The 20320-nt window shown below is 57.7% G+C and carries 19 protein-coding genes; 14 read left to right on the top strand and 5 right to left on the bottom strand.

Features of this window, described 5'->3' with window-relative positions:
- Positions 1 to 27 precede the first annotated feature (27 nt).
- The 4 genes from AFERRID_RS13705 to proB all read left to right on the top strand — a co-directional run bounded on the left by AFERRID_RS13705 (position 28) and on the right by proB (position 5534).
- On the top strand, positions 28 to 1344 hold the full coding sequence (locus tag AFERRID_RS13705; protein WP_126605505.1) for a DUF5623 domain-containing protein: 1317 nt from the start codon (positions 28 to 30) through the stop codon (positions 1342 to 1344).
- Between the two features lie 494 nt (positions 1345 to 1838).
- Positions 1839 to 2162, top strand: a complete 324-nt coding sequence (locus tag AFERRID_RS13715; RefSeq protein ID WP_126605506.1) for a helix-turn-helix domain-containing protein — start codon at positions 1839 to 1841, stop codon at positions 2160 to 2162.
- A 469-nt stretch (positions 2163 to 2631) separates the two neighbouring features.
- Positions 2632 to 4251: an APC family permease gene (locus tag AFERRID_RS13720; protein WP_126605507.1), complete on the top strand. Its 1620-nt coding sequence runs from the start codon at positions 2632 to 2634 to the stop codon at positions 4249 to 4251.
- Positions 4252 to 4334: 83 nt separating this feature from the next.
- Positions 4335 to 5534 carry a glutamate 5-kinase gene (gene proB, locus AFERRID_RS13725; protein WP_113525699.1) on the top strand — a complete coding sequence of 400 codons (1200 nt, stop codon included), beginning with the start codon at positions 4335 to 4337 and terminating at the stop codon, positions 5532 to 5534.
- A gap of 75 nt (positions 5535 to 5609) precedes the next feature.
- Here proB and AFERRID_RS13730 read toward each other — a convergent pair whose 3' ends face one another.
- Positions 5610 to 7967 carry a mechanosensitive ion channel family protein gene (locus AFERRID_RS13730; RefSeq protein ID WP_126605508.1) on the bottom strand — a complete coding sequence of 786 codons (2358 nt, stop codon included), beginning with the start codon at positions 7965 to 7967 and terminating at the stop codon, positions 5610 to 5612.
- Positions 7968 to 8333: 366 nt separating this feature from the next.
- Between AFERRID_RS13730 and AFERRID_RS13735 the strand changes: the two genes are divergently transcribed.
- Complete coding sequence (locus tag AFERRID_RS13735) at positions 8334 to 8612, top strand: hypothetical protein (RefSeq protein WP_113525696.1); 279 nt, start codon at positions 8334 to 8336, stop codon at positions 8610 to 8612.
- Positions 8613 to 8639: 27 nt separating this feature from the next.
- Here the strand turns inward: AFERRID_RS13735 and AFERRID_RS13740 are convergent, their stop codons facing one another.
- Positions 8640 to 9464, bottom strand: a complete 825-nt coding sequence (locus AFERRID_RS13740) for a ferritin-like domain-containing protein (protein ID WP_126605509.1) — start codon at positions 9462 to 9464, stop codon at positions 8640 to 8642.
- A gap of 138 nt (positions 9465 to 9602) precedes the next feature.
- Between AFERRID_RS13740 and AFERRID_RS13745 the strand changes: the two genes are divergently transcribed.
- From AFERRID_RS13745 to AFERRID_RS13785, 9 genes are all read left to right on the top strand, one after another.
- Entirely contained in the window at positions 9603 to 10238 is a 636-nt protein-coding gene (locus AFERRID_RS13745; RefSeq protein WP_113525694.1) for an L-threonylcarbamoyladenylate synthase, read from the top strand.
- A gap of 49 nt (positions 10239 to 10287) precedes the next feature.
- Positions 10288 to 10947, top strand: coding sequence for a site-2 protease family protein (locus AFERRID_RS13750; RefSeq protein ID WP_126605510.1), 660 nt, complete (start codon positions 10288 to 10290; stop codon positions 10945 to 10947).
- Positions 10947 to 12158, top strand: coding sequence for a tryptophan--tRNA ligase (locus tag AFERRID_RS13755; RefSeq protein WP_113525692.1), 1212 nt, complete (start codon positions 10947 to 10949; stop codon positions 12156 to 12158). The genes AFERRID_RS13750 and AFERRID_RS13755 overlap by 1 nt, the downstream gene beginning before the upstream one ends.
- Positions 12139 to 12960, top strand: coding sequence for a segregation and condensation protein A (locus AFERRID_RS13760; protein ID WP_126605511.1), 822 nt, complete (start codon positions 12139 to 12141; stop codon positions 12958 to 12960). The genes AFERRID_RS13755 and AFERRID_RS13760 overlap by 20 nt, the downstream gene beginning before the upstream one ends.
- Entirely contained in the window at positions 12960 to 13481 is a 522-nt protein-coding gene (scpB, locus tag AFERRID_RS13765; protein WP_113525690.1) for an SMC-Scp complex subunit ScpB, read from the top strand. Before AFERRID_RS13760 ends, scpB begins: the two co-directional genes overlap by 1 nt.
- A 168-nt stretch (positions 13482 to 13649) precedes the next feature.
- A complete protein-coding gene (locus AFERRID_RS13770; RefSeq protein ID WP_070807692.1) occupies positions 13650 to 14972 on the top strand; it encodes an IS701 family transposase in 1323 nt (440 codons plus the stop codon).
- A 241-nt stretch (positions 14973 to 15213) separates the two neighbouring features.
- The gene (locus AFERRID_RS13775; protein WP_113525689.1) at positions 15214 to 16518 is read left to right on the top strand and encodes a sulfide:quinone oxidoreductase; all 1305 of its coding nucleotides are present in this window, start codon (positions 15214 to 15216) and stop codon (positions 16516 to 16518) included.
- Positions 16519 to 16642: 124 nt separating this feature from the next.
- Positions 16643 to 17521, top strand: coding sequence for a 23S rRNA pseudouridine(2605) synthase RluB (rluB, locus tag AFERRID_RS13780; protein ID WP_113525887.1), 879 nt, complete (start codon positions 16643 to 16645; stop codon positions 17519 to 17521).
- Positions 17522 to 17530: 9 nt separating this feature from the next.
- Positions 17531 to 18202, top strand: coding sequence for an endonuclease III domain-containing protein (locus tag AFERRID_RS13785; protein ID WP_126605512.1), 672 nt, complete (start codon positions 17531 to 17533; stop codon positions 18200 to 18202).
- Between the two features lie 36 nt (positions 18203 to 18238).
- On the opposite strand, the gene AFERRID_RS13790 is transcribed toward AFERRID_RS13785, so the two are convergent.
- From AFERRID_RS13790 to AFERRID_RS13800, 3 genes are read right to left on the bottom strand one after another with little or no spacing between them, the layout of a single operon-like run.
- Entirely contained in the window at positions 18239 to 18499 is a 261-nt protein-coding gene (locus tag AFERRID_RS13790) for a GlsB/YeaQ/YmgE family stress response membrane protein (protein WP_126605513.1), read from the bottom strand.
- 6 nt (positions 18500 to 18505) lie between these two features.
- Positions 18506 to 18778 (bottom strand): hypothetical protein, encoded by a 273-nt coding sequence (locus AFERRID_RS13795; RefSeq protein WP_113525686.1) that lies wholly within the window; start codon positions 18776 to 18778, stop codon positions 18506 to 18508.
- 7 nt (positions 18779 to 18785) lie between these two features.
- Positions 18786 to 20318: a DHA2 family efflux MFS transporter permease subunit gene (locus AFERRID_RS13800; RefSeq protein ID WP_126605514.1), complete on the bottom strand. Its 1533-nt coding sequence runs from the start codon at positions 20316 to 20318 to the stop codon at positions 18786 to 18788.
- Between the last annotated feature and the right edge of the window lie 2 nt (positions 20319 to 20320).

Here is a 20320-nt window from a genome sequence, read left to right on the forward strand (position 1 = left end):
TTTCGCCATGAACCGGGAGAACTTGTCATGTCGAGTGAATCCATTCGGCCGTCCACAATGGACGGCATCAAACGCCTCGCGAAATCGCTCAAGATCGAGCGAGGAATCCAGCATACGCAGGCCTTGGACGCCGCCGCGCAGGCAGCGGGATTCCAGAACTTCCGTCATGCCGGCAATGTGCTGCGTGCTGCCCCCCAAACGCAGCGTTCCCGCCCCGGCCACAGTGTCTTCCTAACTTCCTACTGGAAGGATCGCGATGGTGGCGAGACCGGACGCGAGACGCTGACCACTTGGCTGTCCGTGCCGTGGGGTGATCTCATCACTCCGCTCCAGTTGCAGAACCATCGCGCACTGGCGGACTTCCATACCGAGGGGCCCGACCATCTGGCGCGAGAGCACCTGCAGAGTTCGCAGTCGGCAGCTCGGCGCGCGGTCTGCGCGGCCGCACGCGCCCTGCATTTCATGGATGCAACGAAGCTGCGTCCGTCCAAGAGTTACAGCCGCGCTTTCCCCAGCGGTCGGTCAAGCAACGCAGTTCCTGGCCGAGACCACTACAGCATCTGGTATGACCGCCAGACGAAGCGTTACCTCTTCGCGGACGAGCCCTATGAGAGCGCTGTTGAGGGCAAGGAGAAGGAGCGCGACACCTGGGCGAAGGAACATGGCTTCACTATCGTCAAGCCTGAGTGGGCGGGCATGTACGCTCCCGATGTCGGTTCCCGCCTCTACCTAATCGCGGATGAGTCGAAAGGCATTTCGCTGCAACCCATCGCGGCTGCTCTGGACAAGCTGCCTTCACCCATTGTCGAAGCCGCATGGGACGGGGAGTCCGCGCCAATGATGCCGTTCTTCGTGAGTCCTGGTGCCATCGTCAAGGCAGCCGCCACGAAGGACAAGCCAGAAATGCCACGTAAGTCAGGCGGACAACGCAATTCAGTTGGCTATGTGCAAACCTTCGTTGGTCCGCAGCGCCGTCCGAAGGGCCGGATGCCGATTGAAACGCATGCGCAAGTCGGTCGGCTGCTGAAGTCGGTGCTGGAGGACACTTACTACCGCAAGGGTGTCTACAACCGCGTCGATGCGATTCGCAGCGAACTCGATGAATGGACGCAACGTGAGTACAACCACGCCGAACTTCCAAACGAGCAGTTCTTCGATTTGTACTACAACGAGTCCGGCTCGATGTTTTCGCGGGCGCTGGCTGAAGCCGAACGCGAGCGCCATGTGCAGAGTCTGGCGCAAGCGAAGATACTCTTGGGCGAGCACTATCCCGACTGCCCGCCGCTGCGGTCACTGCTGAAGAAGGTGGATGCCGCGATCAAGTCGTTGCAGGACTGGAACTGAGGACCATGGTCGTTGCTCTTGTATACCAGCCCGCCGCGCGCGTGCTGCGGCAGGTGACTATAACGTAAGCGGGTAAGGTCCGAGCGAGCGCTAGGCTTCGATCTGCTGCCGAATCGCGCAATTCTGGGACGGCGGCGGTCCGGCTGACCGTCTGTCCTTAAATAATTTGTGACAAGACTTGATAGGGTGCGGAAATCGCGCACTGTGATCGAAACCCCGACATTCCAGAAGCAGGCGGAAAAGCTGTGGTCGGAAGACGAGCGGCTGGTCTTCATCGACTGGATTGCGGCGAATCTGCTAGTCGGGGACGTGATCCCCGGTGCGGATGGAGCACGCAGGGTTCGCTGGAGCCGTGCCGGGTCTGGCAAATCTAGCGGTGCGCGGGTGATCTACTTCAACCTGACAGAGCAGGAAGTGGTGCTGCTGGTAGCGGCGTATGCCAAAGCCGAACGCGCCAATATGCTTCCCGCTGAAATCAAGAAGGTGGTGTTGACATGGGCATCAGGAAATTCGACGTTGAGAAGGTGGCAACGGCTATCGAGGCAGATGCCGGTGACGTTCTGCCCGACCTGCGTCAGGCGCTCCCAGAGGCGAAGGCAGGGATTGGGCGCGTCACCACGCCCGAGCGACTGCTTGTGCGTCAAGCGAGGGAGAAGCCTGGCCTGACGCAAGCCGCATTCGCCGATTGCATCGAAACCCCCGTGGCGACGCTGCGCGACTGGGAGCAGGGGAGATTTGCGCCGCCGGGTGGAGTGCTGTGCCTGCTTCGGCTTATCATCAAACATCCCGAATTGTCTCAGGAGTTGAACGTGGCATAAAATCGCTGGGCATGGTATTTTTCATGGCATCGTCAGTAAATATTCTTACAGCTCATTGTATTGCAAAGAATAGTCACACTAGATGATAATCGAGTGGGAATGACCAGACGGTAAGTAAGTATATATGGCGGCAATTGGGTGTTTCTCTGCGGCCTGAGTTGCCGTTATGTTTTATGAAAAATCCGCCGTTGCCGACTTTCGACCATGTGCGTCTTCCCTAGCGCTTTTCCGCATCATTTATCGCTTTACGCCATACCGTCTTATGGTTTTCTCGCATTAATTGTTATGCTGACATACGCTAATTATTTTGTACATTAAATAGACAGCGTTGACATTTTTTGTAAGAAATGTAATAATAAAAAATATAAATATTCATCAGTAATACATATTAAAAATATTCGGTGTGGCTGTAACGCGCAATTCCTTGGTCATTCTGCACCGTGATATTCACCACATGTCGGGAGAAATCATGGCATCCATAACGCTCCAGAATATAAAAAACAGGCTGCGGCGAGAGGGTTCTCTGCAAGGCCTTATACTCGCCTGTGTGGGCGCTTCAATTGGCTCTGGATGGTTGTTTGGACCACTGTATACGGCTCAGCAAGCAGGCCCATACGCGGTCGGTTCATGGATGATCGGCGCCTTCGCCATTCTTTTGCTGGCATTGGTTTTTGCGGAACTTGGTCCGCTGGTTCCCCGGGCTGGAGCAGTGGTTCATCTGGCCCACGTGGGCAACGGCCCGATCATTGGCCATATGTGGAGCTGGATTCTCTTTCTCTCTTACGCCACCATCGCGCCTATTGAAGTTACGGCCATACTGACCTACGCCAATAATTACCTGCCGGGATTGCTGCAGCAGCATTCTGACCTGCTCAGCGTCACAGGTTTCGCCGTCGCGCTGGTGTTGCTGGCCTTCTTTGTTGCCATCAATTTTCTGGTGGTGCACTGGGTGTTGAAGATCAACAATGGCGCCACCTGGTGGAAAATTTCGATTCCTGTGCTGACGGTTGGCGTGTTGCTCGCCACATCGTGGCACCCCGGTAATTTCGTGGTGCATACCCAGAATGCCACGGCCGATTTTCACGGGATGTTCGTTGCCGTAGCCACCAGCGGTGTGATTTTCAGCCTGCTGGGCTTTCGTCATGCTGTCGACCTGGCTGGGGAAAGTAAAAACCCGAAACGGGATATACCGATCGCCGTTATCGCATCTGTCTTGATTGCATCGGGAATTTATGTCGCCTTACAGATAGCTTTTATCGGTGGGATACATCCTGCCGATTTGGCGGCAGGAGGCTGGCGACATCTACGTTTTTCTGGAATCAACGGTCCTTTTGCCGCCCTTGCTGCCGCGGTGGGAGCTGGCTGGCTGGCCGTGCTGCTGTACGTCGATGCGTTTGTATCACCGGGCGGGACCGCATTGATTTATACCACCACCGCAGCCCGGGTTACCCTCGCGACCGCCGATACCGGAGCAGCACCCAAGTGGGTGGCACACATCAATCGGCATGGGGTTCCCTGGGCCAGCCTGATTTTGCTGTACGCTGTCGGTGGGCTGTTCTTTTTTCCGTTTCCCTCCTGGCAGAAAATGGTGGGTTACATCGCTTCTATGACGGTACTGTCCTATGTCATCGGTCCTGTTGCGCTGATTCAGCTGCGTCGTGCAATGCCTGATCTGGAGCGCCCTTTTCGCTTGTGGGCAGCACCGGTCATCGCCCCGCTCACCTTCGTCGTAGCCAGCTGGATCGTATTCTGGTCGGGTCTGGATACCCTGAATTTTATTTTCGGCACCTTGTTTGCCCTGCTCATCTTTTATGCCATTACCGGCATCTGGCGGAAAGGCAGATGGTCCGCAATGGGGTGGCAGTATATGTGGTGGATTATTCCGTATTTTTTGGGTTTGTGGGGAATCAGTTGGCTGAGCCCGGCGGTTCTGGGCGGAACGGGGGTGCTTGGATTTTTTCCCGGCATGGCGGCAGTGGCCGTTTTGAGCCTGCTGATATTTTATGTGGCCATTCATCAGGCGGTGGCGGACAGTACCATGAGAGCGTACATGCAGCATTTTAGAAAGCGGGAGGCGGATGCGCCGTGAGCAGCATGTAAGTGAGTGACGGTACTACCGGCATGGACTTACCTTTTTCAATAACGAATCTATTTGGTAAACAGGAGAGATGCATGACGGACCGCATCGGGAAAAAACGGGCAAAAGAACCTAACCGATGGTCAAATCGTTCAAATCTGCAAACGGATGCGAAGCGTTGGGTGATTAAAATTGGCAGCAGTCTGCTGACGAATGACGGCCAGCATCTGGACACCACCGCGATACGCGCCTGGGTGCAGCAAATTCTGCAGTTGCATCAGCGTGGTGTAGAAGTGGTACTGGTGTCCTCCGGATCAGTAAGCGCTGGAATGCAACGTCTGGGCTGGACAGATCGGCCGGTTTCACTCAAAACCCGACAAGCCGCGGCCAGCGTCGGTCAATCCGCTTTGATACATACCTATGAGAAGATGCTGCAGGAATGCGCGCAGCCCGAAAATGACCGTTTATACTGCGGTCAGGTGTTGTTGACCCACGATGATCTTCGTACCCGTCGGCGCTACCTGAATGCACGCTCCACGTTACGTACGCTGCTGGACATGAACGTGCTGCCCATCATCAACGAAAATGACGTGGTTTCTTACAGTGCGATCAATCTGGGCGACAACGATACCTTGGCGGCATTGGTGAGCAATCTGCTGGATGCCGATATCCTGGTCATTCTTACCGATCAGGCGGGACTGTATGACGCTGATCCGCGCAGTCATCCCGAAGCAACGCTCCTGACGGAGGTCGGTGCGGGTGATCCGATGCTGGAGCGCATTGCCGGGGGAGGAGGTTCCCGGGTGGGAACGGGCGGTATGCTGGCAAAGGTGCGTGCTGCTGCACGTGCCGCGCGTTCTGGTACGTCGACGATCATTGCAGATGGACGCGGTCCGGAAGTCTTGCCACGCTTGCAGCAGGGGGAAGCGATCGGCACCTTCATTCATGCCCGCTTACCTAAACTGGCTGCGCGCAAGCGCTGGCTGGCCGGGCATCTGCGCAGCCACGGAGTGCTGCATCTGGATCAGGGAGCGGCCCAGGCGATTCTGGAGGAGGGAAGCAGCTTACTGCCGGTGGGCGTTATCGCGGTAGAAGGCACATTCCGGCGGGGCGATTTGGTCCTTTGCAAAGATCCGTTGGGGCGGGACATCGCCCGCGGTTTGATCAATCTCGACGCGCCGGTCGCTGCCCGCTGCTGCCGGAAGCAGAGTCATGAACTGGCGGATGATCCTGAGGTGCTGGAAGATGTGTTGATTCATCGTGACAACTTGGTAATCAACGACTTGTTACTCTAAAAAGCGGTGAGTCGGCGGACAATCCCGAAACGATAGGGCATATACCGATGCGGACCCATCGCGATAACCCGATGGCTAATGCGCCCTTGTTGGCTGAGCCACGTTCTCATCCGCAGGTAAAGTCTGGTCGGGGATAATGTGGACGTCCTGCTGCTGGTGTGCCAGTGTTACGTTATGGCGGAGCAGACTTTCCACCACGGAAGCACGCAGGTCGGTCTGCACGTTATAACTCTTGTTACAGTCGTCCAGATACACCCGCAGATAGAATTGCAGTGCATTTTCGCTGACATCCAGCAACAGCGCGGTGGGCGGAATGCCGCGCGGATCATCTTGCAGGACGTCGGGATGATTTTGACCTTCCGCTACCAGCAACTGCTTTACCAGCGGAATATCGGCATCATGGGCAATGCTGAAGGGGATCATGAGGCGCAACACGCTATTTGTGTACATCCAATTGGTCACCTGGCCAGAGATCAGTTCAGAATTAGGAACGAAGACTTCAGTGCGGTCAAAAGTAAGGATCAGGGTATAACGGATGCTCATCTTCTGCACATATCCCTGAGTGGTACCCACCTGAATCCAGTCACCAACACGAATGGGACGCTCCAATAGCAGAATCAGACCAGACACAAAATTATTGACGATATTTTGCAGGCCAAAGCCAATGCCTACCGATAGGGCGCCGGCGACGATGGCAAGGTTACCGAGTGCGACGCCGGCCGTGGAGAGCGCAATCAACACCGCGATAATGAATCCAGTATAACGGAGGATGGATAATACGGAGTGGCGAGCTCCGCTTTCCATGTGGCTGATAATCCGCGAGTTATCAGACAGGTATTTCTGGACCAGGGCGTTGATGTTGAACAGGATGGCGAGCAGTATCGCGGCGATCACCCAGCGGAAGGGCTGGATGTGAAAACCGGCAATGGTGAATCCGGTAATAAAATATTTCCAGATCAATGTAAATCCTGTATGGGTCAGGCCCCAGGCATGCAGGACGAAGGCGGCAACCCCCAACCATACGGCGGTGTAACTGATTGTGCTGAACCAGGTTATCCACGGCAGCTGCTGATCTTCCTTCAGGCGTAGGCGGCGGCGCAGGAAATGTTGCCAGAGACCGGATTTTTGTGCCGCCCGCATCCAGAATTCGGCAAGCCCCCAGGACAACAGGAACCCCAGGCTGAGGGCCAGCAGGGACGTCAGCAGGCCGAAGAACAGATAATCGGAAAGGTTGCGATAACCGGACAGCGTACATATGGCGGTACCGATCAAGGCCAGAAGTAGGGCCATCCTGGGCAGCGGATAAGCTCGGAAAGGTTTTTGCACGCCAGTTCGCCAGACCAGCCATAACACCGCGCCGAGGAGGACTAGATGGTATGCGGACACGAAAAAGGCTCGGTCTGCTGCTGACAGGGGATCCTGAGGGGAAATGCCTATCCACACGAGCCCGAACAGGGAGAAGAGGGCAATGAACCGCAGGGTTCGCAGTGCGGAGCGCAGCGTTTGCTGCTCCCAGGAAAAATGGCGACCGACGATGCCGGACGACCGCAGGGCCCATGCCAGCAGCATGGAGATAGCGGCATAGGTGCCCCAGGTGCCGAATATGAGGGCAATGAGGGGCGAAAAAGTGTCTGTAATATAGCTTGAGGCGGCAACTGCGGCGACGCCTCCCAGCAAGGGCGCATAGTGGTAGAAAATACGCTGCGCATCGGACAAATCCAGCGTGCGGTGTATGGCCTTGGCCAAAGGCACCCGCAGAAACGACAGCAGGGCGAACAGGAAGATGCCGATCCCTGCGGAGAGTTGCAGGCCCTTCTGGGCAAAAATGGGATGTTCATTCCAGGTAAGCCAGAAATGCTGCTCGTCCACCCAGGTGGTGGCAGAAATAGACAGAAGGGCCATGGCCTGCTGCCAGATATTGTGATCATGGCGCAACAGCATTTGGGCCAGTAGCGCATCCCGTTTTTTGCGGATCTGTTGGCTCAGATCCGCGCTCGCAATGGCGAAAATCTTACAGGTGGCGAGTTCTCCGCTGAGTGTTTTCTGCTCGTTCTGCAGCTTCTGGCGCAAAACCGTCAGATTTTCCGGTTCGCCGGCGACGGCGGGTCCAAGAATGCCCAGGGCCTTGTCTGTCTGGCTTAGATTGCTGTTTTTTTCGGTCATGCAGGCGTCTGCATCATGGCCAATAGCGGTTACGCTTTTCTGCCAGTTCTGAAGCTGTCGCGTATCGGCATGCTGTGACAGCCCGCGGTGGATGGCCTGCAGCGTTGCGTTGGCCGTCGAAAGCTGCAGGCTGGATGCCTGGGCCAGCAGCGGAACCGTCCAGATTGCAAGAAGCATCCCCAGCAGAAAATAGCCTGAACATGAACATCGCCCGTTGTCAGGCGTGCCATTGTCGATCGGCCCAATGCTTATCCGGTAGATCACGCGCATCTCCTTCCTTGAACTCTTCCCCACCTGCCAGTAGCTGGGCTTGGGTAAAAAATCGTTTGTTACGTTATCACAAGGTACGGTGATGTGCTCCCACCGCATGTAGTTCTGTGGAAACGCTCCAACTATTTATTTATTCACTAAAAATAAATCGGAGAGGATTTTGTGTCGGGGGCTGACGACAGGATTGCAGGTATTTGGCGCATATGGCAGAAGTTTTGCGTTGCGCGCTGTTTGGTCCGTTGTCCGCAAAAATGCGCATGACCTTGTATATGCATGCGATCTTCGCCGCTGGCTGCTGTACATTCTGCGCGATGGCACGGTACTTGCTTAATTCACTACGCATCCGACGATCCAAAAGGAACAGCCATGAAAAAGTCCATCTATAATACCCTGTTAACGATGCTGATCGCCGCACCTTTTGTGGCCTTGGGGAGTTTTGTGAATACGGTGACCCCCGTTGCCAGCCCCACGCATAGCGCATCTGCCCAACCGGTGTTGCAATCCGGTTTGCAGGCAATCAGTGCCGCGGGCCAGGTGGTGGGCCATGTGGAACAGGCTCAGTGGCTGAAGCTGACGCCCGCGTCACCGGAGGAAGGGACGCCGGTAGGCGAAACTGCCGGCGTGGTGCGGACCTGGTCCGTATGAGTCATACCCGACCGGCGTGTGCCATGCTCAGCCGAGTATGGCGCGGCGTGCGCCGTGGCTGAGCAGGGGGAGTGCCGCCCTTTGCAGCAGGGGGGGCAAGGCGACGGGTTTGAGCAGCATCTTGATGGCCATATCGAAAGGGTAATAGCGATCTATCCAGCCGCCTATGCGTTTCCGGAACGCGGCAAAGTCCTCTACGAAAAACTTCTCTCCCGGATTTTTCACTTCAAATGCATTTTTGATCGCCAGATAACTGTCTTCCTGGTCTGCTTCCACTACTCGTTTCCATAGTTCGCGGCCGATACGCCAGCGCGAATTTTTTTCGGCGGCCTGATATTGCCTGAAAATTCTATAAAAATATTTGTAGTGGCGAACTTCGTCAGCGCGGATATGTGCGGCGATCTGGCGCAGTACCGGCTCCGGGCTCGCCGCCTGAATCATCGTGTAGAAGCTGGCTGTACCCGTCTCGACGACACAACGCGAAGCCATCTCCAGCGCGTGAGTGGGTCCGAGCAACTCCGTGCGGCAGTAGGGCGCATACGCTTCCACGAAGCCCTGATACGCACGTTCCCAGTCGAAATCCGGCCAGACAAAGAGCACGTACTGGCGCAGCGCGCGCCCATGCTGTACCTCTTCCATCTCCCACTCCTGGTGCAACCAAATGGTGGCACCGACATTTTCCTGGTAATACTCCACCAGGTTGCGGGTATAGAGATCGGAGAGCGTTTCTACAAAAGAGGCGCCGGCTAACAGGTAAAACCAGTCGGCGTTGCCGATGATCTTTTCTTTTTCAACGGTGGCATAGGGAATGTCGGTCAGGGACCAGGTCGGACGAACGCTATCTGCGGGCATTGTGTTGGCCGCCTCCTTGATCTGCGGTTGATAAGACCTGTAACTATAGCGCAGATCTGGCGGGACCGCGCGTGGCTGACGTATTATTCCCCCGATACCTGCCCAGGGCAGGTAATGTCGCATTTTCAGGAGGTCGTCATGGCGTTGTGTGTGGAGTTGCATCCCGTGAACCCGCAACCGCGATTGCTGGCGCAAGCGGCTGAAGTGTTGCGCGGCGGGGGCTTGCTGGTTTATCCAACAGATACTTGCTATGCCTTGGGCTGTACGGTGGCGGCACGGGAATCCCAGGACCGGCTGCGGCGCATCCGGCAACTGGATTTGCAGCATGACCTTTCGCTACTGTTTTCCAGTATTTCTCAGTTGACCGACTATGCCCAACTGGACGATCGCGCCTACGCACTGCTGCGGAGAATCCTGCCCGGACCTTATACCTTCATCCTGCCGGCGACCCGGGATGTGCCGCGTCGCCTCGCCGACCCGAAAAAGCGCAGTATCGGTGTACGCATACCCGCCAGCCCCCTCTGTGAGGGGCTGATTGCGGAGTTGGGAGAACCCTTGATGAGCTCCACCCTGCAGCTCCCCGGTGCATCTGCACCGCTGACGGATCCCGATGAAATCTGTAAAACGATGGGCAATCAGGTGGATATGGTGCTGCTGTCCGGCCTTGGCGGGGTGCGCTGTTCAACGGTGGTGGATTTGCTGCAGTGGCCACCCCGGTTACTTCGCGAAGGTGCCGGTGATCCGGCCGCGCTGGGTCTGGGTGCTGTCGTTTGAGATGTCGGTGTATTAGGCGGGTGGGTCATTACACTGATATACTCCGGCCATGTCTGATGCCGCGCAATTTATCAAAACCTTGGCCATTTGGGCCATTCCTGTACTGTTCGCCATTACCGTGCATGAGGTGGCCCATGGCTGGATCGCCTGGAAGCGGGGCGACCCGACGGCCATGCTCATGGGGCGGCTAACCCTGAACCCCATTAAACACATCGATCCCTTCGGAACGATCCTTCTGCCGGGCATACTGCTCCTGTTTCATTCGCCCTTTCTCTTCGGCTATGCCAAACCGGTGCCGGTCAATTTTGGCGGTCTGAAAGACCCCAAGCGCGATATGGTGCTCGTCGCTATCGCCGGGCCGGCCGCCAACCTGCTGATGGCCTTCCTCTGGACGTTGGTGCTGTGGCTCGGCGGGCATCTTCCCGGTGCCCTGGCCTATCTGGATGAACCCATGCAGTTGATGGGCAAAGCGGGCATCCTGATCAACGTGATCCTGATCATTTTCAATCTGATTCCTATCCCGCCGCTGGACGGCGGTCGGGTGGCTGTGGGGCTTTTGCCGCCGTCCGCCAGCATTGCCCTGAGCCGGATTGAACCTTACGGATTCATCATCCTGATCGTGCTGCTGTTCACCGGCGTGCTCTGGTCTGTGCTGGGTCCCCTTTTTCTGATGATGAGCAACTTTTTTCTGACGATGGGTGGTTGGTGATGAGAGAAATCATCGTTTCCGGCATGCGTCCGACGGGCCGCCTGCATCTGGGCCATTATCATGGCGTACTGAAAAACTGGCTGCGTCTGCAGGATGAAGCGGAGTGCTATTTCTTCGTCGCCGACTGGCATGCGCTGACCACCCATTACGAGACGACCCACGGGATCAGTGATGCGGTTTGGGATCTGCTCATTGAATGGCTGGCCGTGGGTGTGGACCCGGACAAAGCCGTGCTCTTTATCCAGTCCCATGTGCCAGAGCATGCCGAACTTGCGCTACTGCTGGGAATGCTGACGCCGCTGTCGTGGCTGGAGCGTGTCCCGACCTTCAAAGATCAGCAGGAAAAATTGCGCGAACGTGATCTTGCCACCTTCGGTTTTCTGGGCTACCCGCTGTTGATGACGGCAGACATTCTGGTTTATGACGCTCACAAGGTACCTGTGGGCGCCGATCAGGTCGCGCATCTGGAGATCAGCCGGGAGTTGGCGCGGCGTTTCAACAGTTTTTACGGGCGCAGTGCGGACGCTGCGGCTCAGGTGGAAAAGAGTCTGCAGATCATGGGCAAGCGTGCTGCGAAGACTTTCTTGTCCTTACAGCAGCGCTTCCAGCAGGATGGCGATGCGCTGGCAGTGAGCGAGGCAGTGGTATTCCTGGGGGCGCAGGCGGGACTGAGCACTGAGATGCGCGAGCAACTCCTGGCCCATCTGGAAGGCAAAGGCCGCGAAATCCTACGCGAACCACAGGCGCTTTTGACGGCGGCCTCCAAAATGCCGGGGCTTGACGGGCAGAAGATGAGCAAGTCCTATGGGAATACCATCCTGTTACGCGAAGCGCCTGAGGTGGTTCAGAAAAAAATCCGTACCATGCCCACCGATCCGGCGCGGGTGGCACGCACGGATCCTGGCACGCCGGAAAAGTGCCCGGTCTGGGCCTTGCATCAGGTATATTCCGGGCCTGAGACGCAGGCATGGGTCCGCAACGGCTGTACGACGGCGGGTATCGGCTGCCTGGATTGTAAACAGCCGGTAATCGAAGCCGTGCTCGCCGAACAGGCCCCGATCCGTGAACGCGCGGAGTACTGGGCCGCACGTCCAGAACAACTCACGGAAATCGCTCATGCGGGCGCTCAGCGTGCCCGCCAGCGTGCCGCACAGACGCTGGAGCGGGTCCGTGCAGCCATGGGACTGGCCCATGAGCGGCACGACTGCTGAATCCGGCGCTTCGGCTGCGCCTGTAGGGGTTCACGGGCAATCACGGGCAGACCTGCCGGACGGCCTCTTCGTTCCGCCGGATGCCCTGGAACTGTTGCTGGAAAGCTTCTCCGGCCCGCTGGAGCTGCTGCTCTGGCTGATCCGCCGCAACCGCATGGATATCCGCGATATTCCCGTAGCCGAAGTGACCCGCCAGTACCTGCATTATCTGCACGAGGCGCGTCGCCGCAATCTGGAACTCGCAGCGGAATATCTGGTGATGGCCGCCTGGCTGGCGGAGATCAAGGCGCGCATGCTGTTGCCGGTGCGTCCGCTTGGGGACGATGCGGATTTTGATCCCCGGCAGGATCTGGCGCGCCGCCTGGAAGCCCTGGCTATGGTGCAGGCCCAGGCTGCGGCGCTCCGCGCCCTGCCCCAGGCCGGTCGGGATTTCTGGCCGGTCTGCCCTGCGGTACATCCCGATCCGTTTCCCGCACCTCCTCCAGTGTCCCTCACCGATCTGATGAATGCCTGGCGGGCGTTGCTGCTGCGCCCGCTCCGCAGACTATCCCCCGCCCATACCCTGGTGCACCCGCATATGGGACTACGGCAGCGGATGGTGGAGGTACTGTTGCTTTGTCGGCGGGAGTCGCGTCCCTGGTATCTCAATGAGCTTCTGCCGTTTCGGGCGGATCGCCTGGCTCTGGCAGTGTCCCTGTTGGCGGTGCTGGAATTGCTCCGGCAACGGGCATTGGCCCTGGTTGAAAATGAAGATGGGGGCTGGCAGATCGTTGTGCCGGCGGCGCAGGTCTGCGGTGGCTGATGCGTGAAGCGCTCCTGGCATTGTTTTTATCCAGCGCCGAGCCGCTTACTCGTACGCGCCTGGCCGGTATTTTCGACGGCGACCCCGACTGCGTGGGATGGGAGGCGGCGCTGAACACGCTGTTGGCTACCGGCGAGGGACCTTTGCAACTCGTCTGTGTAGCGGATGGCTATCGTCTGCAGATTCATCCGCGTCACAACGCCCTCGTGACGCGCCTCCATGTGGAGCCACCTCGGCCTTTGTCCCGGGCCACGTTGGAAACGCTGGCGGTGATTGCCTATCAGCAGCCGGTGACCCGCCCGGAAATAGAGCACTGGCGTGGGGTTGCGGTCAGCGTGCAGATTCTGCAGCAGCTTCAGGAGCGGGGCTGGATTACCATCAGCGGGCACCGGGATACACCGGGTCGCCCTGCGCTTTGGGTGACAACACCCGGTTTTCTGGAACATTTTTCATTGCCGTCGCTGGCCGCATTGCCGGAGATCGTGACGGTAGACGAGGGACAAATGGATATGCAGGCATAACCGACGGAAACCTTATTAAACTGAAGTTTAGACATACAGCCCGGCTCCGCCGGGTTTTTTCTATTTTTGCTACGAAAGTGCTTGACACAGTGATAGTGCCGTGCGGCCGACCCTTGTAAAAAAGGGTCGGCCAATGAGAAGCGTTTTAGGCTTCTCGGAATCACTGTCATGCCCTTTCATCGTCTCGTTGCCCTCCGCCTCTCGGAGTGGATTTCCTACTTTCTGACGGTCGTGCCGCCCCGCTCGCGGCGCAGTTTTGTGGAGCTGCTTTGCGGTTGCCTGATCTCGCCCGAAGGCTGGGTCACCCGCGCCCTCAGCAGCATCTCCCTCCGCTGCCACTGGACCACCTATTACAAACTCCTGGAGCGTGCGTCCTTGCGTACACAGGCGTTGGCCATAACCCAGGTACGCTGGCTCCTGCAGTCCTTGCCCAAGCCCCTGATCGTCGAGTTAGTCGTCGACGACACGATGGTCCTGCGGCACTCTACCAAGGCCCCAGGCGCGGCCATCCGCTTCGACCACAGTCATAAGCACAACCGCCCCAGTTATGTCCTCGCCCAGAATTGGGTGGGTCTGGCGTTGACCCTGCGTACCCGTTCCGGCAAAGCCATTTCCTTTCCCATCCGCTTGCGCCTGGTGCCCAGTACCGGCAACACCCACAAGCTGAAAATCGCCGGAGCATTGCTGCGCGCCTTTATACCCCACATCCCCGTACCCGTCCGGTTGCTCACCGATGCTTGGTTCATGCGGCGGCGCCTGCTCTTGCCCCTGTTGCGTCAGCACGGCCTGCAGCCGGCAGGCCAGTTCATCGGCCAGGTGCGCAAAGATACTGTACTGCTCCGCGACCCACCGCCGAGGACATCCCAACGCGGGCGTCCTCGGATATATGGAAACAAGTACACCGTGGAAGACATGGCTGCGCTGCCCACCGAGATCGTCTCTCTGGATCTCTATGGGAAACGGCAGAAGGTCCGTCTTCAATCCATCATCGCCAATGCACGATTCCTGAACGGCCATCCGGTCCGTGCCGTATGGAGTGCGATCTACGATGAAAAGCATCATCGGTGGTCTCCCACCCGCCTCTATCTCGCTTCCGAGACGGATCTCACCGCCAGCGAAATCGTCGTCCTCTACAGCAACCGCTGGCAGATCGAACCGATCTTCCACAATCTCAAACGCTGGTGGGGCATCCATAACCTCTGGCAGCAAAAACGCACCGTCTTGGAACGCTGGATGCAAATCCGCTGCATCGCTTGGTCCATGGTGCAACTCCTCGCCGAAACCCTATCCGAAGATTTCCCCATGACTGCAGTAGCGCCCTGGCGTATCGCTACTCCTGTCACCGCAGGACTCATGGCCCAATGGCTTCATCTGCAATTTCTGCGGGTTCCATTCTGGAAGGGCTACGACCCGAAGTCCGGGAAATTCCAGTGCCCCGCCCCCGCCTTTTGGGCCGATACCGATGACCCACCCCGCAAAAAGGTCGCCTGACTCAATCCTGCTCCACATTTACTACGCCATATCGCCACACATAGAAGCTGGCGAGGAGGCTGCATGTCTAAACTTCAGCTTATTAAAAATATATTTGGAAAGTAACAACAATCTAATTTGACGAATTGGGAATGTACCATAATACTCCGGCTAGAATATTCAATTGGACTTGGTAAGCGAGATCTGGTGTTGCGGCTTACCTTGAATCTGGCGCGGTAAGGTACGAGAGGAGCAGGCAATAATGGCACATGTGGTAATTTTGGGTGCGGGCACAGGCGGAATGCCGGCGGCTTACGAAATGAAGGAAGCTCTGGGTACCGGGCATGAGGTGACGCTGATCAGCGCCACTGATTATTTCCAGTTCGTTCCATCCAACCCGTGGGTGGGCGTGGGCTGGAAGGAGCGCGATGATATCGCTTTTCCAATCCGGCCCTATGTGGAACGCAAAGGAATACATTTCATCGCACAGTCCGCCGAACAGATCGATGCCGAAGCGCAGAATATCACCCTTGCCGACGGCAGCACGGTACATTACGACTACCTGATGATCGCCACAGGTCCGAAGCTTGCTTTCGAGAATGTACCGGGTTCCGATCCCCATGAAGGCCCGGTGCAGTCCATTTGTACGGTGGACCATGCGGAACGGGCCTTTGCCGAATATCAGGCGTTGTTGCGCGAGCCCGGCCCCATCGTCATCGGCGCCATGGCCGGCGCAAGTTGCTTCGGACCGGCTTACGAATATGCCATGATCGTCGCTTCCGACCTCAAAAAGCGGGGCATGCGCGACAAGATTCCGTCCTTCACCTTTATCACCAGTGAGCCTTACATCGGTCATCTGGGCATTCAGGGCGTGGGCGATTCCACGGGCATTCTGACGAAGGGCCTCAAGGAAGAAGGTATCGAAGCGTATACCAACTGCAAGGTCACCAAGGTCGAAGACAACAAGATGTATGTAACCCAGGTGGACGAGAAGGGTGAAACCATCAAGGAGATGGTCCTGCCAGTCAAGTTCGGTATGATGATCCCGGCTTTCAAGGGCGTGCCAGCGGTGGCGGGTGTCGAAGGATTGTGCAACCCCGGTGGTTTCGTGCTGGTGGATGAGCACCAGCGCAGCAAGAAATACGCAAATATCTTTGCGGCGGGTATCGCCATCGCCATTCCGCCGGTAGAGACGACCCCGGTGCCGACCGGCGCGCCCAAGACCGGTTATATGATCGAATCCATGGTGTCGGCGGCGGTGCACAACATCAAGGCGGATCTGGAAGGCCGCAAGGGCGAGCAGACCATGGGCACCTGGAATGCGGTGTGTTTTGCCGATATGGGTGATCGCGGCGCGGCATTCATCGCCTTGCCCCAGTTGAAGCCCCGTAAAGTGGATGTCTTTGCCTACGGTCGCTGGGTGCATCTGGCGAAGGTGGCCTTTGAAAAATACTTTATCCGCAAGATGAAGATGGGTGTCTCCGAGCCCTTCTATGAGAAGGTGCTGTTCAAGATGATGGGTATTACCCGTCTGAAGGAAGAAGATAGCCATCGTAAGGCCTCCTGATCGTTCCGTTGGTCAGTGAAAATACCCCCGCCTGGTGCGGGGGTTGTTTTTTTATAGGTGCCGGGGCGCGGACAGGATATGATCCCGGAAGTATTTGCCGCAGATGGACAGGTTCCGGGGAAACATGGACGAAAAATTGCAGAAAGTGCTCGCCCGCTTTGGGCTGGGGTCGCGCCGCCTCATGGAGGAATGGATCGCGGCGGGGCGTGTGGTGGTAAATGGCCAGCCCGCCAAACTGGGTGATCGGGTGACAGCACAGGACAAAATTGCCGTGGACGGGGAGGTGTTGCGGGTTCCTTCCTGGGTACGCCCGCGCCTGCGCGTGCTGCGCTACCACAAGCCCGCGGGGGAACTCACCACCCGCAACGACCCGGCAGGGCGTCCCACGGTTTTTGACCGGCTACCGCGATTGCGCGGTAGCCGGTGGATTGCGGTAGGTCGCCTCGACTACAACACCGAAGGCCTGCTGCTACTCACCAATGACGGTGATCTGGCCAACGCGCTGATGCATCCCCGTGCTGGCATCGAACGGGAATACGCTGTCCGGGTGCTGGGGGAGGTAAGTCCGGAGCGGCAGGCCCGCCTGTTACAGGGCGTAGTGCTGGAGGACGGCGAAGCGCATTTTGTGACCTTGCAGGAAGCCGGTGGTGAAGGCGCTAATCGCTGGTATCATGTCACTTTGGCGGAAGGGCGCAATCGTGAGGTAAGGCGACTTTTTGAGGCGGTGGGCCTGACCGTGAGCCGCCTGATTCGGGTGCGTTACGGAGTGGTGGAGATGCCGCGCCTGCTCAAGACCGGTTACTTTGACGAATTGTCCGATGAAGAACGTGACGCCCTGCTCGCCAGTGTACAGTGGGTCAATCCCGCTACACCACCTTCCGACAGCGTGGAACGCGTCACCGCGCCGCTGCCGGAAGCGCGAAAAAATAACCGTCGCAGGGAAGCTCTGCAAACGCCATCGCGTGGCTGGACGGGACAGGGACGGCGAAAGGTCCGGGATTAGAGGTCGCCAATGCGGAAACATGGGGGCTGGTCAGCCGTATTCGGAATTCTGGAGGAGGCCTTCGGCCCCCAGGACTGGTGGCCCGCGCAGTCCCCCTTTGAGGTCATGGTGGGTGCGGTCCTGACTCAGAATACCGCCTGGCGCAATGTCGAAAAGGCGATTGCCAATCTACGGGCGGTCGACGCGCTGAGCGTGCGGGCCCTTCTCGCTCTGCCCGAAGGGGATCTGGAGGAGCTGCTCCGGCCGTCCGGATTTTACCGGATAAAGACCAGACGCCTGCTGGCCTTGTGCCGGTTTCTGGAGGCTCGGGGTGTGGGCGCTGCGCCGGAACAGCTTGCGCGGCAGGGGACCGTTCCGACGCTGCGGAAAGACTTGCTGGCGGTCCACGGTATCGGCGCAGAGACGGCGGATTCCATCCTGCTCTATGCCCTGGGTCTGCCGGTCATGGTGGTAGACGCCTATACCCGCAGGATCGGCGGTCGCCTGGGTCTGCTGGAAGGTGATCTTTCCTACGGCGCAGTGCAGTCCGGGATGGAGGCTGAACTGAAGTGCGACGATGTGCAGACACGCAATGCGCTGCATGCGTTGCTGGTCTCGCTCGGCAAGGATTACTGTCGGCCCCGCCCGCGCTGTGGCATCTGTCCTCTCCATGGGTGCTGCGCCTATGCCGCAGGATCATGAGGGGCGCGCCGCGCCCCAGAGAGACTCCTCCCGGAGTCAGATTTTTTTGATGAGTTTGATGACGCTGAGAAGGATGACCGCGCCGATGAACGCCACGATGACGGCGCCGATGATGCCCGCCCCGAAAAGGCCGGCCAGACCGAAAAAGAGGAGGACGAAGCCGCCGATGAACGCGCCGATGATACCCACGATGATATCCCCGACAATTCCGAAGCCGCGTCCCGTGATCAGCAGTCCGGCCAGCCAGCCGGAGATGCCGCCGACGAGGAGGAAGATGATGATGCTCAAGAGCGTCATCAGCGGTTACTCAACGATGACTTCCAGCGCGCCGACATCCAGCAACGCGGCTTCCGCCATCGCAGATTCCTTTTCATCAAAGCCATAGAATTCACAGGAGACGACGTCTTTTTCTGCAAAAACTGCATGCTTCAGATGGGTCTGCTGCTGCAGAATCTTGCGCAATACGTCATAGTAATCCGCGCGATCCGGATGGTTTTCCAGCAACGCCTTGCGAATGCTGGAAAATCCCTCCCTGACCGCAATTTCATCATTGAATAGCGCTTTTATAGCAAACATAAGGCTCCTAGGATTTATTCTTCATCAGTAGCGCGATGAGCATCACGACCAAAAAGCTCCAGAACAGGAACATGAACGCGTCCAGTATACCACGCATTGCCGCATGCTGCGCCAGAATCTGGCCCAGCACCTGCCAGTTCAGATTTCCCTGACGTAAACCGGCGCCATCCAGATAACGCGGCAATGCCGCATTGAAGGGACTGATATGCCCTCCCATCTGGTTCCATGCCTCCTGAGCCTCTTCGGTCATGATGGTGGAGATGATGGCAATGCCCACAGAACCGCCCAGATTGCGCATGAGATTGAATATCCCCGATCCCTCCGGCGTCTGCTCCTTGCTGAGGGTCGCAAAAGCCAGCGTAAATAGGGGGATGGATACCAGACCGAGACCGAGGCCCCGGATCACTCCGGGCCAGATGATCCAGGCAGGGCTTACCTGCAGGTTGTAAGAGAGGCTGATCCAGGTGCCCGTGGCACCCAAAAAAACCCCGGCCATGATCATCCAGCGGGGGTTGACCCCGCGATTGAGCAGGCGTCCCGCCATCCACATGGAAATCCAGGAGCCCAGGCCCTGGGGAGCCATGGCAAGGCCTGCGGTTTGCGGTTCGTACCCCATATAATCCTGCAGATAGATGGGCAGAATCACCATGGTCCCATAGAGCGCCAGGCCGAATAATCCTATACCCGCACTGCCTAGCGTCAGGGAGCGATCCTTGAGCAGGCGCAAGTCGACCAGCGGATGGGCGACGCTGAGCGAACGCAGTACAAAGAGAAAAATACCCGTGCCAGCCAACAACATCAGGATGATGATGAAGTCGGAGCTCCACCAGCCGTCCTGATCGCCGAGGCTGAGCATCATCTGCAACGCACCCAGCCCGATGGCCATCCATACGAATCCAAGCCAATCAATCGGTCGGGGATGTTCGCTTTTGCCAAAGCGGGGGATGTAAAAAAGCAGCATGGTAAAGGCGATGATGCCAATGGGTATATTGACGTAGAAACACCAGCGCCAGGAGAGGTCTTCGGTGAGATAGCCGCCGAGCACCGGACCGACAATGGGACCGAGCATGGTGCCCATGCCCAGGGTCGCCATGGCTACCCCGCGTTTCTCCCGGGGATACGCCTGAACCAGAACGGCCTGCCCGACAGGTACCAGAGAAGCGCCCAGTGCTCCCTGCATGAAACGCCAAAAAACGATTTCCGTGAGGCTGTGGGATTGTCCGCTCATGACCGAGCAGACCAGGAAGCCAGCCACGCTCCACAGGATGAGCCGCCGTTGTCCGTAACGCTCGACCAGCAAGCCGGTCAAGGGAGTGACGATGACCATGGCCAGCATGTAGGTGGTGAGTGCCCAGGTGATCTGATCGCTGTTGGCGTGAAGCGATCCCTCCATGTGTGGCAACGCCACGTTGACTATCGTGATGTCCAGAACATTCATGATGATGCAGGCCATTACAGCGACAGTAATGGCGAGAAGATGCGGGCTACCCGTTTGATCGAAATTCCCGCTTGCGAGCGTTGGCGCGTGAACGCCATCCATCG

The sequence above is a fragment of the Acidithiobacillus ferridurans genome (assembly GCF_003966655.1).
Classification (GTDB): Bacteria; Pseudomonadota; Gammaproteobacteria; order Acidithiobacillales; family Acidithiobacillaceae; genus Acidithiobacillus; species Acidithiobacillus ferridurans.